Source organism: Achromobacter deleyi, assembly GCF_902859705.1.
Lineage (GTDB): Bacteria > Pseudomonadota > Gammaproteobacteria > Burkholderiales > Burkholderiaceae_B > Achromobacter > Achromobacter deleyi.
On sequence record NZ_CADIJO010000036.1, the window covers coordinates 13,417 to 26,699 of the forward strand.

A 13,283-nucleotide genomic window follows, 5' to 3' on the forward strand; every position below is an offset into this window, starting at 1 on the left:
GGGGGTTCACTCCTTGTGGGAAGCCTTGTCGACCAGGAAGTCGACGAGATGGTTGCGAATTTCGTAGTAGCGCGGCTCGTGATGCAGGCTGGCGCGGGTCCGGCCGCGCGGCAGGTCCACGTCGACGGATTCGGCGATGCGGGCATACGGCCCCGCGCTCATCAGCAGGATGCGGTCGGACAGCAAAATGGCTTCGTCCACGTCGTGCGTGATCATGAAGACGGTCTGGCGGGTTTCCTGGACGATGGCGCGCAGTTCGTCCTGGATGGTGCCGCGGGTCAGGGCGTCCAGCGCGCCGAAGGGCTCGTCCAGCAGCAGCATCCGCGGCTGGATGGCAAAGGCCCGGGCGATGCCCACGCGCTGCTTCATGCCGCCCGACAGTTCGCACGGTTTCTTGTCGGCGGCATGCGCCAGGCCCACCATGGCCAGGTAGCGCAGGCTGTGCTCGCGCACCTGCTCGCGACGATAGGCCGGCCAGCGCGAACGCACGCCGAATTCCACGTTCTGCAACGCGGTCAGCCACGGCAGGAGGGCGTGCGCCTGGAACACGACGCCGCGCGCCAGCGACGGCCCGGCGATCTCGCGGCCGTCCATGATGACCACGCCCTCGCTGGCTTCGTCGATGCCCGCCAGGATGTTCAGGATGGTGGTCTTGCCGCAGCCGGAATGGCCGATCACGCAGACGAACTGGCCTTGTTCGATGCCGAAGTCGATGTGCTCGAACACCGGCGCGGCGGGCTGGCCGTGGCGTCCCGGGTAGCGCTTGGCCAGCGCCTGGACTTGCAGGAAAGGGGCGCTCATGCTCATTCCCGGTAGCTGACCAGCCGCGCGGCGCGCGCCAGCAGGGTGTCCAGCAGCATGCCGATCAGCCCGATGAACAGGATGGCGCAGATGATGTTGGCAATCGACAGGTTGTTCCATTCATTCCACACGAAGTAGCCGATGCCGGTGCCGCCGATCAGCATCTCGGCGGCCACGATGACCAGCCAGGCGATGCCGACGGAGATGCGCATGCCCGTCATGATGGTCGGCGCGGCGGCGGGCAGGATCACTTGCAGGGCGGTGCGCAGCCGCGTCACTTCCAGCGTGCGCGCCACGTTCAGCCAGTCCTGCCGCACCGCGCCCACGCCGAAGGCGGTGTTGACCAGCATGGGCCAGAGCGAGCAGATGAAGATCACGAAGATGGCCGACGTGTCGGCGTCCTTGATGGTGTAGAGCGCCAGCGGCATCCAGGCCAGCGGCGAGATCGGCTTGAGCACCTGGATGAACGGGTCGAACGCGCGGTACACGGTCCTGGACATGCCGATCAGGAACCCCAGCGGGATCGCCACCAGCGCCGCCAGGCCAAAGCCCGTCAGCACCCGCGCCACCGAATACGCCAACTGCACGCCGATGCCCTTGTCGTTCGGGCCGCGGTCGTAAAACGGGTCCTGCAGGTGTTGCCACAGCTTGGCGCCGACCTCGGCCGGGCCGGGAAAGGGCGTTGTCGACCCGCTGGCCGCGGCGTTGCCGACCAGGGCGGCATAGGCCGGGTCCACCGTCGCCGCGCCCGCCGCGGGGCGGGTGGCGGCGTGCCACAGCAGCAGGAACGCCAGGAACAGCACGACGGACAGGAACGTCGCCCGCCAGGGTTGCACGGCCCGCATCAGGTTCTCCGGATCTTGAAGCCGGCCAGGTAGGCCTCGGGCTGGCTGGGGTCGAAGGGCTTGCCCATCACGCTGAAGGCCTTGTCGGTTTGCGCGGGCGGGGTCAGCCCGGCCTCGCGCATCAGGCGCACCGCGTCGGTGGCCAGGAACACCTCGCTGGCGACCTTCTGGTAGTCGATGTCGCCCTTGATCTGGCCCCAGCGCTTCATCTGCGTCAGGATCCAGACGGCGAACGAACCCCATGGCATCGGGTCGAAATCGATGCGGGCCGGGTCCGTCAGCACCTTGCCCAGGCCGTCGGCGTAGGTGCCCGTCAGCACCTGTTCGACCACGGTGACGGGCTGGTTCAGGTAGTTGGGCGCGGCGATGGCGGTGGCGATTTCCTTGCGGTTCGCCGGGTTGCGAGCATAGGCGGTGGCCTCGATGATGGCCTTGAGCAGCGCCTGGTAGGTGTTGGGCTGGGTGGTCACGAATTCCCGGCTGGCCGAAAACGCGCAGCACGGATGGCCGTCCCAGATCGCCTTGGACAGCGTGTGGATGAAGCCCACGCCGTCGTACACCGCGCGCTGGTTGACGGGGTCCGGCGCCAGGAAGCCGTCGATGTTGTCGGCCCGCAGGTTGGCCACCATCTCGGGCGGCGGCACCGAGCGGATCTGCACGTCGGTGTCGGGGTCCAGCCCGTGCTCGGCCAGGTAGTAGCGCAACAGGTAGTTGTGCATCGAATAGTCGAACGGCACGGCGAACTTGAAGCCTTTCCAGTCCTTCGGGTCGCGCCGGTCCTTGTGCTTCATCGACAGCGTGATGGCCTGGCCGTTGATGTTTTCCACGGCGGGCATGGTCCAGGGCACCGCGCGGCTGGCGCCCACGCCCAGCGAAATGGCCAGCGGCATCGGCGACAGCATGTGGGCGGCATCGTATTCGCCGGACATGGCCTTGTCGCGGATCAGCGCCCAGCCGGCCGTCTTCACCACTTCCACGTCCAGCCCCTGCTTGCCGTAAAAGCCCATGGGGTGCGCCATGATGATGGGCGTGGCGCAGGTGATGGGAATGAAGCCCACCTTCAGCTTCTGTTTCTCCAGCGGCCCGGTCGTTTGCGCAAAGGCTTCCTTGGCGGCGGCCAGCGGGAACAGCGATGCGACGGCGGCCAGGGCCGTGCCGCTGCCGACGGCGCGCAGGAAGCGGCGGCGCAGCGCGTCCTGCGGGAACAGGGCGCGCATTACTGCGTTTTCCACGGCGCTGTCCGCGGCGGCGTCCGGCGCCACGCCGCCCTGGGCGCGCGCGTGCTCGGCCTGGGACGCATGGCGGCCGCAGCCGCAGGCCAGGCGGCTGCCGGGGTCGAACGGATTGCTGAACAGGGACATGGAAGCCTCCGGAATGGGGAAGGCCTTCATCTTGGCGCCGGCCGCGGGCGGCCGGTATCGCCGGTTCAACCATATGCGTGTAGGGCGATCACTACACGGTGCGCGGCCTGCGCCAGGGCGGTGCGTGGCGCGTCAGCGGGCACCCAGCTGGTGCGTGTTGGCGTAGGCCACCAGTTCCACCAGCGTGCGCACACCCAGCTTTTCGAAGATGCGGGCGCGGTAGGTCGAAATGGTGTTCACCGACAGCGCCAGCTGCTCGCCGATGGCCGATACCGATTTGCCGGCCACCAGCAGTTGCAGCACCTGGAATTCACGGTTGGACAGCAGTTCGTGCGGCGGCCGGGTGCTGTCCTGGCGCACCGTGTGCGCCAGCAGTTCGGCCACGGCGGGGGTGACGTACATCCTGCCGGCCGCGGCATTGACCAGGGCGGCCAGCAATTCGTCGGGGTCGCAGCCCTTGTTCAGGTAGGCATGGGCGCCGGCCCGCAGCGCCCGCACGGCGAATTGGGATTCCGGGTACACGGACAGCATCACCACGCCCAGGCCGGGGTAGTCGGCGCGCACGGTCTTGAGCACGTCCAGGCCGTCGCGTTCGCCCAGCGCCACGTCCAGCACCAGGGCGTCGTAGCGGCCTTGCCGCAGCGCGCGCAGGGCCGACGGGGCGTCGGCGGCCTCGTCCACCTGGCCGACGCGCGGGTCTTCCAGCAGGATGCGGGCCAGGCCGCGACGGATGATGAGGTGATCGTCGACGATCAGCAGGTTCAGGGCCATGGCGTCGTGGTCTCAGGCGGGGGGATTCAGGCGCAGGCGGGCGCGCATGCCGGCGCCCGGGGCGCTGTCCAGCACCAGGTCGCCGCCGATGGCGCGGGCCCGTTCGCGCATGCCCAGAATGCCGAAGGTCTGGCGCGCTTCGGGCAATTGCATGCCCACGCCGTCGTCTTCCACGGCCAGCAGCAGGCCGTCTTCGCCCCAGGTGGCGCTGACGCTGACGCTGCGCGCCCGGGCGTGGCGCTGCACATTGGTCAGCAGTTCCTGCACGATGCGGTAGACGGCGATTTCGGCGGCGGGGGCCAGGCGGCGGCTTTCGGTGTCGGGCGGGCACAGGTAGCGGCATTGCAGCCCGCTGCGCGCCTGCAGGTCCTGCAGCAGGGTTTCCAGCGCGGCCCACAGGCCCAGGTGGTCCAGCACCACGGGGCGCAGGTCGTTCAGGATGCGGCGGGTGGCGTCCATGGCCGTCTGCGTGACGTCCAGCATGCGGTCCAGGTGGGCTTGCAGCGGCGGCTGCGCGGCCAGTTGCCGGCGCAGCCAGTTCAGGTCCAGTTGCAAGGCGGTGAACGACGCGCCCAGGTCGTCGTGGATGTTGCGGGCGATATGGGCGCGTTCTTCTTCGCGCAGCGTGCTCAGGTGCGACGACAGGCTGCGCAGCGACTCGTGCGCGGCGCTCAGTTCGGCCGTGCGCGCCGCCACCCGGGCTTCGAGCAGCGCCTGGGTGCCGTGCAGCTCGCGTTCGATGCGTTTGCGCGCGGTGATGTCCGAAAACGTCACCACCGCGCCCACCACGTCGTCGTCGTTGCGGATGGGGTAGGACGCGTACTGGGCGTCAAAGCACGAGCCGTCGCGCCGCCACAGCACCTCGTCGTCCACCCGTTCGCCGCGGCCGTCGCGAAATGCCTTGAAGATGCGGCAGTCGTGCACCGGCATCAGCGTGCGGTCGGCGTGGGAATGGTGGATCAGGTAGTGCATGTTGCGCCCCACCACCTCGTCCGGGGTGTAGCCCAGCATGGCCGCGCCCGCGCCGTTGATGAAGATGCAGCGCCCGCGCAAGTCGATGCCGTAGATGCCTTCCCCGGCGGATTCCAGCAGCATTTCCAGCTGGCGCCGCCAGGCGGCATGGTGCGACAGGTGTTTCAGGTCGGCGAACATATCGATTCACCGGGCGCCTGGCGGCCCGGTCCCTCTGGTTCGGGGCTTTTACCCCTTTTTTTGTGTGCACCGAGTGTAAGGCAGCCCGGGCCGTTTATCGTGTTTATCAAACACACCGTTCCGCCAGGGCGAACAAGCCTGCCTGGCCGGACGGGTAAAATCCAGGGTTGTCCATCACGCTGGGAGCCAGAGTGCAGCCGGTCATTTCAGTACAGGGTCTATCCAAACGGTACGCCTCGGGGTTCCAGGCGCTCAAGAGCGTCGACCTGGACATCCAGCGCGGCGAGATCTTCGCGCTGCTCGGGCCTAACGGCGCGGGCAAGACCACCCTTATCAGCATCATCTGCGGCATCGTCAACCCGACCGAAGGCCGGGTGCTGGCCGACGGCCACGACATCGTGTCGCAGTATCGCGCGGCGCGCGCCGCCATCGGCCTGGTGCCGCAGGAAATCTCCACCGACGCCTTCGAAAGCGTCTGGAACACGGTCACCTTCAGCCGCGGCCTGTTCGGCAAGCCGGCCAACCCAGCCTACATCGAAAAGGTGCTGCGCGACCTGTCGCTGTGGGACAAGAAAGACAGCCGCATCATGGCGCTGTCCGGCGGCATGAAGCGCCGCGTCATGATCGCCAAGGCGCTGTCGCACGAACCCAAGATCCTGTTCCTGGACGAGCCCACCGCCGGCGTCGACGTCGAACTGCGGCGCGGCATGTGGGAAATGGTGCGGCGTCTGCGCGAAAGCGGCGTCACCATCATCCTCACCACCCACTACATCGAAGAAGCCCAGGAAATGGCCGACCGCATCGGCGTGATCCGCAAGGGCGAGATCATCCTGGTCGAAGAAAAGAACGAGCTCATGGCCAAGCTGGGCAAGCGCCGCCTGACCCTGACGCTCAAGGCGCCGCTGCCGGGCATTCCCACGGCGCTCGATGCCTTCCAGCTGGACCTGTCCGACAACGGCCACAAGCTGGTCTACACCTACGACAACCACGGCGGCGGTGAAATCTCTGCCCTGCTGCGCCACCTGAGCGAGCTCGGCATCGAATTCACCGACCTCAATTCTTCCGAAAGCTCGCTCGAGGAAATCTTCGTCAGCCTGGTGACCGCCCAATCATGAATTTCTACGCAATCCGCGCCATCTATCTGTTTGAAATGGCCCGCGCCTGGCGCACGCTGATGCAAAGCGTGCTGTCGCCGGTGATTTCCACGTCGCTGTACTTCGTGGTGTTCGGCTCGGCCATCGGCTCGCACATGGTCGACATCGACGGGGTCAGCTACGGCGCCTACATCGTGCCCGGCATGATCATGCTGTCGCTGTTGACGCAAAGCATCGCCAACGCCTCGTTCGGCATCTACATGCCGCGCTTTTCCGGCACCATCTACGAGATCCACTCCGCGCCGATCTCCTACATGGAAATCGTGGCCGGCTACGTGGGGGCGGCGGCCAGCAAGTCCATCATCCTGGGGCTGATCATGCTGGCCACGGCCCGCCTGTTCGTCTCGTTCGAGATCGTGCATCCGTTCTGGATGCTGGGCTTTCTGGTGCTCACGGCCGTCACCTTCAGCCTGTTCGGCTTCATCATCGGCATCTGGGCCGACGGCTTCGAGAAACTGCAGATCATCCCGCTCATGATCATCACGCCGCTCACCTTCCTGGGGGGCACCTTCTATTCCATCAAGATGCTGCCGCCGTTCTGGCAGACCGCCACGCTGTTCAACCCGGTGGTCTACCTGGTCAGCGGCTTTCGCTGGGCGTTCTACGGCGTGTCGGACGTCAGCGCCAGCGTCAGCGTCGGCATGACGCTGGTGTTCCTGGTGGTGTGCATGATCGCGGTGCGCTGGATCTTCAAGACGGGCTACCGCCTGAAGACCTGATGGGGCAGGGCGCGGTCTTGGAGACCGCGCTTTTTTTTGCGCCGCTTTTTTCGCGTCTTTTTTGTCAGGCCGCCATCGGCGCATTGCGCGCCAGGCCGCCATGGGCGTCCAGCAGGCGCTCGCGCCAGGCGTGCACGGGGTCATCCTCGGCCAGCAGTTCCAGCGTGCTGGTGCAGCGCGCCCACATGAACATGCCGAACACGGCGTAGTCCGCATAGGCCGGCTGCGCGCCCGCCAGGAACGGCTGGCGCGCCAGCATCTGGCGCAGCGGCAGCAGCGCGGCGCGCAAGGCGGCGATCTGGTCCGCGTAGCCGGCCGGCAGGTCTTCCAGGCGGCCAAAGCGCTTTTCGCGCGTGGTGCGGAAGTAGTCCTTGTCTTCGTCGCGGATCAGGCCGTGGATCTCGGGCAGCAACAGGCGCGCCAGCACCGGCACCAGCGTGGTGTCGGACCAGCCGTTGATGAACAGGCTGAGCGCGCGGCCCGTATCGCCACCGAACAGCGAAGGGCGTTCGGCAAACGTGTCTTCCAGGTAGCAGGCGATCTGCCACGAATCGCTGACCACGTGCTGCTCGTGCACCAGCACCGGCACCAGCTTCTGGCCGGAAAATGCGATGGCGTCCTTTTCAGTGAAGCGCCACGGCACGGTGCGGGCCGTCAGGCCTTTGTGCGCCAGCGCCATGTGCGTCTTCCAGCAATGCGGGGAAAAGCGCAGCGCCGGGTCGGCGCCGGCCAGGTCATACAGGGTGAGTTCCGGGGTCAAGGCGGGGCTCCTGGGCGGTCCTGTGAAAGGTCTGCCTAGGATAACCCCACGGCGCGTGAATTTACTGCACCGCTGCGCCGGCCTTGCCCATGCTCATCAGCCGCTGCTTGAGCTGCGGATCCTGCTGCACGGCGCGGCCGATGCCGTTGTATTCCTCGACGGACAGGCCGTCGGCCTGCACCAGCTTGACCATCTTGGCGTCGGCTTCCTGGACGATCTTCTGCTTGGCCGCGTCGCTCTTGGCGGCTTCGACCTTGGGCCGGTATTCGTCCACCACGCCCGACACCTTCTGCGACGCCGACGCGAAGCGCTGCAATTGCTGGTCGGACGGCTGCACGGCCGGGGGCGCGGCTTGAGTCTGTGGCGGGGTCTGGGTGGCCGGGGCGTTTTGCGCCAGGGCAGGGGCACCGGACAACGCGGCCGCCGCGAGCACGGCCGATAGGATTGCGGTCTTGGAACGCTGCATAAGAAATCCTCCTGGTTCCGGGTAAGTGTCTGGCCATGATGACAACCGGTCCCGGGCAGGTTCAAGTTTCGCAATGTGTTTTCCTGTGTCGGCGGACCACAGTGCTGCGGGGTCTGCACGGGGGAAGCGCCCCGGGCGCGCCGTGGAAACGTTTTGCCCGCAACTTCGTGACATTAGGAAAGCGGATCGCAGGGCAGATGTCGGCTGCGCGGCCTTACGGCGCCAATTGCACCGCCGTGTACACGTGCCCCTGGCCGTAGCGATAGCCGCAATGAAACGACTGGCCACGCCGGAAATCCGGCCCCGCGTCGCGTTGCAGGCGCAATACCAGCCGCTGCGCGGATACGTCCGCGTGCATCACGGCCAGGTCGCCGAATTCCAGCGGGCAGCGCGTCAGCGGAAATTGGCACTTGTAGAACGCTTCCTTGGCCGAGAACACCAGCGTGGCCCAGTCCGCGCGGGGCAGCGCGTTGCCGACCAGCGCGTGTTCTTCCGGCACCATGCAGACGGACTCGATGGCTTGCAGTTCGTCGGCATTGGCGATGGCTTCCAGGTCGATGCCCAGGCCGCGCGTGTCTTCGTGGCGGCCCACGGCCACCGCCAGCAACTGCCGGCTGTGGCTGATCGAACCTGTGAAACCGTCGGGCCAGACCGGTGCGCGGTCTGCGTCGGTGCCTACCTGCAGGGTCTGCGCGCCTAACCCCGCCAGCAGCGTGGCGGCCAGGTCGCGGCCGGCCTGGTATTCGGCGTGGCGGCGCTGGGCAGCAGGGGCGGGGGCAACACCGGTGGCGCCGGCTTGGGCTGCCCCAACCTCCACCGGCAGCCGCAGCACGCGCTGGGCGATGCGGCCGGTCAGGACGAAAGGCGCGTAGGCGTCGGGTAGCGGATTCACGGTGTCGGGGGCAGGGGGAAATCGATGCACCGAGGTCCCTGGAGTCGATGCGCCAGGGGTCATGGCGCGGGCAATCGCGCCAGGCCGCCAGTCCATCTGGACGGCCCGCGACGCGCAGCCACGATCATAGGCCATCAGGCCCGGCCGATCCTACGCCAGCACCATGCTCACCATCACCAAAACCAACAGCAGCACGTACACGCGGGCATGCAGCCGGTCGGGAATGCGCGGAATCAGCGGCGCCGCCAGCCGGATGCCCGCCAGCGAGCCCAGCGCCAGCGCGGCGAATGCCAGCAGGTCGACATAGCCGACGATCCACGGCGCCAGCGGCGCGGCCAGTTCGCGCGCCGCCGCCATGTAGGCCAGCGTGCCCACGATGGCCACCGGCAGGGTCAGCGGGTTGGCCATGGCCGCGGCCTTGGCCATGGGCAGGCCCCGGCGGCGCAGGAGCGGCACTGTCATCACGCTGCCGCCTACGCCCAGGAACGTGGCGATTGCGCCGATCACGACGCCGCCGCCCACGATCACCCCCTGGCCCAGCGGCTGCGCGCTCTGCGTGTCCGTGTGCGCCATGAAGCCCTGGCGCAACAGGCAGTCCAGGATCGTCACGCCCAGGTAGGCAATGAAGGCGTAGCGCACCAGGTCGCCGCTGGCCGACGTGGCGGCCCACGCGCCCACCAGCGCACCCACGCCGATGAAGGCGGCCAGCGGCCACACATAGGCGCGCACGATGTTGCCGTTGCGCTGGTGCTTGCGGGTGGCGGCAATGGAATTGACGATCATCACGCAGGTGGACGTCGCCACCGCGATGTGCATCGCCGCCTGGCCGATGGCGTCCTGGGCGCCATGGGTGGCCGTCAGCACGCCGTACAACACCGGCACCACCACGAAGCCGCCGCCAAACCCGAACAGCACCGTGGTCACGCCACTCAGGGCGCCGAACAGCGCCAACACCACATACAGCATGTCATGCATCCTTGATGGGAAAACATCACGATAGGCCGGCCGGCGGTGGCCTGCTTTCGAGGATTGGACAATAATGTTCGTGTTTCGGCCAACCGCTTGCCCATGCGCAATACCCACATCGACCTGCACGACCGCATGGACCGCACGGTCGTCGCCATTGGCAACGACTACCCGCCCGGGCACCTGTTGCCCGCGCACTCGCATCGCCGCGCGCAGTTGCTGTATGGCGCCACCGGCGTCATGCACGTGGCGACGCGCGACGGCAACTGGGTGGTGCCGCCGCAGCGCGCGGTCTGGATCCCGGCCGGCGTGGCGCATCAGGTCCGCATGCAGGACGTCAGCACCCGCAGCGCCTACATCGAGCCGGGCGCCGTGCGCGCCGCCAGCACGGCCTGCGAAGTGGTGGACGTGTCGCCGCTGCTGCGCCAATTGCTGCTCGAAGCCGTCGACATGCCGCCGCGCTACGACCTGGCCGGCCGCGACGGCGCGCTGGCCACGCTGCTGCTGCACGAGGTGGACCGCGCCGCCGTGCTGCCGCTGCACATTCCGCTGCCGCCCGACAAGCGCCTGGCGCCGCTGTGCCGCGCCTTCATCGCCGCGCCCGACGTGCGCCAGACCCCCGAGGCCTGGGCCGAACGCCTGCACATGAGCCCGCGCACCTTCAGCCGCCATTTCCGCCAGCAGACGGGCATGGCGTTTTCGGAATGGCGTCAGCGCGCCTGTGTGGTGCTGGCGCTGGCCCGCCTGGCGGCCGGCGCACCGGTGACCGCCATCGCGCTGGATTTCGGCTACCAAAGCCCGGCCGCGTTCTCCACCATGTTCCGCCGCGTGCTGGGGCGGCCGCCGACGAGTTACCTGCGGGCGGAGTAGGGCAACACAGGGCAGGGATGCCGGCGACGCGCAGCGCGCCTGCATGACGGCAGTCCGGGGAAGCCGTCTTCCGGCAAAGGCCGCGCGCGTTGGTACTATGCCCGCACTTCACTTACACGGCGCCGCGTTCATGTCCCCCACGCCTTCCCCGCTTTCCATCGGCATCGCCGGCGCCGGCAGCGCCGGCCTGGCCACCGCGCTGGCCCTGGCCCGCGCCGGGCATCGCGTGCAGGTCTTCGAAAAGCACCAGGGCTTCACCACCCTGGGCGCGGGCCTCTTGCTGCAGCCGCCCGGCGTGCGCGGCTTGCAGGCGCTGGGCGTGGATATCGCGGCGCTGAACGTCGGCGCGCCTATCGACCGGCTGCTGGGCCTGTCGCATCGCGGCTGGCGGGTGGTGGATATCGATTACGTGGGCGACGGCGCGCGCGCCGTCAACCGCGCTGCGTTGGGCGGCGTGCTGTTCGACGCCGCCCAACGCGCCGGCGCGCAGTTTTCCTTCGGCTGTCCGGTGGAACGTCTGGACACCGAGCAGGGCCGCGCCCGGGTACGCCACGGGGGCGGCGAATCGACCTTCGACTTGTTCGTGGTGGCTGACGGGGCCGCGTCTGCGCTGCGCGAACAGGTGGGGCTGGCCGCCCGCTCAAGCGTCTATCGCTGGGGCGCGCTGTGGGGCCAGTTCTGGGTGCCCGAATGGGCCGGCGCCTCGCAACTGCTGCAACGCTTTGCCGGCACCCGCGAAATGATGGGCTTGCTGCCGACCGACCTGGGGCCGCAGGGCGTGCGCCTGTCGCTTTTCTGGAGCATCCGCCACGACGCCTTGCCGGCCTGGCGCGCCGCGCCCATTGCCGCCTGGAAAGCCCGTCTGTTGCAGCTTTGGCCCGAGGCCGAGCCGGTGGTCAGCCAGGTCACCGCCCACGATGACCTGGCGGTGGCGACCTACCGCCACAGCTGGCCTCGCGCGCTGGCCAGCGGCCCCTACTGCGCGGTGGGCGATGCCGCCCACGCCATGAGCCCGCAACTAGGGCTGGGCACCACGCTGGCGGTGCTGGACGCACTGGCGCTGGCGCGGGCGGTCAACCAGCACGGCGCCGCGGACGGCCCCGCCCAATACGCGCGCAGCCGCCTTACGCCGTCACGCCTGTACCAGACCCTGAGCCGCGCGTTGACCCCATGCTTTCAGGCGTCAGGCCCCGGCCTGTGGCGCGACCTGGCCTTCGCCGGCAGCCTGCTGATACCCGGCATGCGCGGCCTGATGAAACGCGGCCTGCTCGCCATGCCTGAACCAGGTGCCGCGCGGCGTTCATCGCGGGCGTAAAAAAGCACCCGCTCGGGGTGCTTGTTGGCAAGGGTGTCCCGTTGCACCCCTACGCCGCATACCAAAGCACCGCAAAGAAATGGCACACCGTGCCCGCCAGCACGAACAGGTGCCAGATGAAGTGGCTGTAGCGCCAGCGGTTGTCGAAGACGAAGAAGACCACGCCGCCGGTATAGGCCAGCCCGCCCGCGACCAGCCACCACAGGCCGCCGGTGGGCACGAGTTCGAGCAGGGGTTTGACGGCGATGATGACCAGCCAGCCCATCGCCAGGTACAGGCCGGTGGACACGGCGGGGCGGTTCAGGCGCTTGCTGGCTTTGAGACCCACCCCCAGCAGCGCCATGCCCCAGACCAGCCCGAACAGCGTCCAGCCCCACGGCCCGCGCAGGGCGCCCAGCGCGAACGGCGTGTAGGTGCCGGCAATGAGCAGGTAGATGGCCGAGTGGTCCAGGACGTTGAACAGGCGCTTGGCGCGGTTGTCGGGCAGGGCGTGATAGATGGTGGACGCCAGGTACAGCAGGCACATGGTGGCGGCGAATACCGCGGCGCCCGCGATGAAGGCGGCGTCGCCCTGGCGCACGGCCGCAATGATGAGAATGGGGGCAGCGGCCAGCGCGCCGGCCGCGCCCAGGCCGTGGCTGATGGTGTTGGCGATTTCTTCGCCCAGGGTCTGGCGGCGGTCGTTCGGGAACATGGTTTGCGGCAAGGATGATGCTGGAATTGAAGATTAGGGTTTCTACCATAGGCGTTTTGGGCCGCCGCCTCAAGCGGGATCGGTCCGAACAAGTGCCGGGCTTGATCTGGTGCAAGCGCGTCGTCCTGCCGTCATCCGAAATGCTGCGAGGTTAAGTTACTGTGTGATACATTTCACACGCTAATCAGCTTGCCCGACAGAGGCGGCGATTGGGCGGCTTACCGCGTTAACGACGGGCGACGCATCCGGCGGGCCCGCACAGACTCTTGAAGGGGAGGCACTTATGATTCCGGCAATTGGCCTGATGGTTGGGGCTTATATCGTCACGCGCATGACCGCGACGTTGACCCGACCCGATACCAACAAAGTCGTCAAAGTGCTTTCGATTCTGACCATCGTGGTCGCGCTGGTGTCCTGTCTGGACCTTCTGACCAGCAGCGCCGCGATTCAATCCGGCCGGTTCTGATCCGGCGGATTCCAGGGCATTGGCGTCCGCTCCCGCGGACGTGGCAGTCGG

At 67.8% G+C, this 13,283-nt stretch carries 15 protein-coding genes; 5 read left to right on the forward strand and 10 right to left on the reverse strand.

From position 1 onward, the window contains the following. Positions 1–6: 6 nt before the first annotated feature. From HV798_RS29090 to HV798_RS29110, 5 genes are all read right to left on the reverse strand, one after another. Positions 7–801 (reverse strand): ABC transporter ATP-binding protein, encoded by a 795-nt coding sequence (locus HV798_RS29090; protein ID WP_025135661.1) that lies wholly within the window; start codon positions 799–801, stop codon positions 7–9. 2 nt (positions 802–803) lie between these two features. Then, positions 804–1,646: a nitrate ABC transporter permease gene (gene ntrB, locus HV798_RS29095; protein ID WP_175196013.1), complete on the reverse strand. Its 843-nt coding sequence runs from the start codon at positions 1,644–1,646 to the stop codon at positions 804–806. After that, the gene (locus tag HV798_RS29100; protein WP_175196015.1) at positions 1,646–3,007 is read right to left on the reverse strand and encodes a CmpA/NrtA family ABC transporter substrate-binding protein; all 1,362 of its coding nucleotides are present in this window, start codon (positions 3,005–3,007) and stop codon (positions 1,646–1,648) included. Before HV798_RS29100 ends, ntrB begins: the two co-directional genes overlap by 1 nt. 132 nt (positions 3,008–3,139) lie before the next feature. Further along, entirely contained in the window at positions 3,140–3,778 is a 639-nt protein-coding gene (locus tag HV798_RS29105; protein WP_025135664.1) for a response regulator, read from the reverse strand. Between the two features lie 12 nt (positions 3,779–3,790). Further along, positions 3,791–4,930: a sensor histidine kinase gene (locus HV798_RS29110; protein WP_175196017.1), complete on the reverse strand. Its 1,140-nt coding sequence runs from the start codon at positions 4,928–4,930 to the stop codon at positions 3,791–3,793. 191 nt (positions 4,931–5,121) lie between these two features. Between HV798_RS29110 and HV798_RS29115 the strand changes: the two genes are divergently transcribed. Both HV798_RS29115 and HV798_RS29120 read left to right on the forward strand, forming a co-directional pair. Beyond that, positions 5,122–6,045 (forward strand): ABC transporter ATP-binding protein, encoded by a 924-nt coding sequence (locus tag HV798_RS29115; RefSeq protein ID WP_025135666.1) that lies wholly within the window; start codon positions 5,122–5,124, stop codon positions 6,043–6,045. Further along, positions 6,042–6,803: an ABC transporter permease gene (locus tag HV798_RS29120; protein WP_025135667.1), complete on the forward strand. Its 762-nt coding sequence runs from the start codon at positions 6,042–6,044 to the stop codon at positions 6,801–6,803. The genes HV798_RS29115 and HV798_RS29120 overlap by 4 nt, the downstream gene beginning before the upstream one ends. 64 nt (positions 6,804–6,867) lie before the next feature. Here HV798_RS29120 and HV798_RS29125 read toward each other — a convergent pair whose 3' ends face one another. The 4 genes from HV798_RS29125 to HV798_RS29140 all read right to left on the reverse strand — a co-directional run bounded on the left by HV798_RS29125 (position 6,868) and on the right by HV798_RS29140 (position 9,887). Continuing rightward, positions 6,868–7,563: a glutathione S-transferase family protein gene (locus tag HV798_RS29125; protein WP_025135668.1), complete on the reverse strand. Its 696-nt coding sequence runs from the start codon at positions 7,561–7,563 to the stop codon at positions 6,868–6,870. A gap of 61 nt (positions 7,564–7,624) precedes the next feature. Next, the gene (locus HV798_RS29130; RefSeq protein WP_175196019.1) at positions 7,625–8,029 is read right to left on the reverse strand and encodes a DUF4168 domain-containing protein; all 405 of its coding nucleotides are present in this window, start codon (positions 8,027–8,029) and stop codon (positions 7,625–7,627) included. A 214-nt stretch (positions 8,030–8,243) separates the two neighbouring features. After that, positions 8,244–8,951 carry a 4'-phosphopantetheinyl transferase family protein gene (locus tag HV798_RS29135; protein WP_175216620.1) on the reverse strand — a complete coding sequence of 236 codons (708 nt, stop codon included), beginning with the start codon at positions 8,949–8,951 and terminating at the stop codon, positions 8,244–8,246. A 120-nt stretch (positions 8,952–9,071) separates the two neighbouring features. Next, entirely contained in the window at positions 9,072–9,887 is an 816-nt protein-coding gene (locus HV798_RS29140; RefSeq protein ID WP_175196022.1) for a sulfite exporter TauE/SafE family protein, read from the reverse strand. A gap of 102 nt (positions 9,888–9,989) precedes the next feature. Here HV798_RS29140 and HV798_RS29145 point away from each other — a divergent pair, with 102 nt between their 5' ends. Further along, positions 9,990–10,757 carry an AraC family transcriptional regulator gene (locus HV798_RS29145; protein WP_175196024.1) on the forward strand — a complete coding sequence of 256 codons (768 nt, stop codon included), beginning with the start codon at positions 9,990–9,992 and terminating at the stop codon, positions 10,755–10,757. 130 nt (positions 10,758–10,887) lie between these two features. Next, complete coding sequence (locus HV798_RS29150) at positions 10,888–12,072, forward strand: FAD-dependent oxidoreductase (RefSeq protein ID WP_175196026.1); 1,185 nt, start codon at positions 10,888–10,890, stop codon at positions 12,070–12,072. A 49-nt stretch (positions 12,073–12,121) separates the two neighbouring features. On the opposite strand, the gene trhA is transcribed toward HV798_RS29150, so the two are convergent. Then, on the reverse strand, positions 12,122–12,766 hold the full coding sequence (trhA, locus tag HV798_RS29155) for a PAQR family membrane homeostasis protein TrhA (protein WP_025135674.1): 645 nt from the start codon (positions 12,764–12,766) through the stop codon (positions 12,122–12,124). Between the two features lie 283 nt (positions 12,767–13,049). On the opposite strand from trhA, the gene HV798_RS29160 reads away from it, so the two are divergent. Beyond that, a complete protein-coding gene (locus HV798_RS29160; protein WP_025135675.1) occupies positions 13,050–13,232 on the forward strand; it encodes a hypothetical protein in 183 nt (60 codons plus the stop codon). Positions 13,233–13,283: the final 51 nt, after the last annotated feature.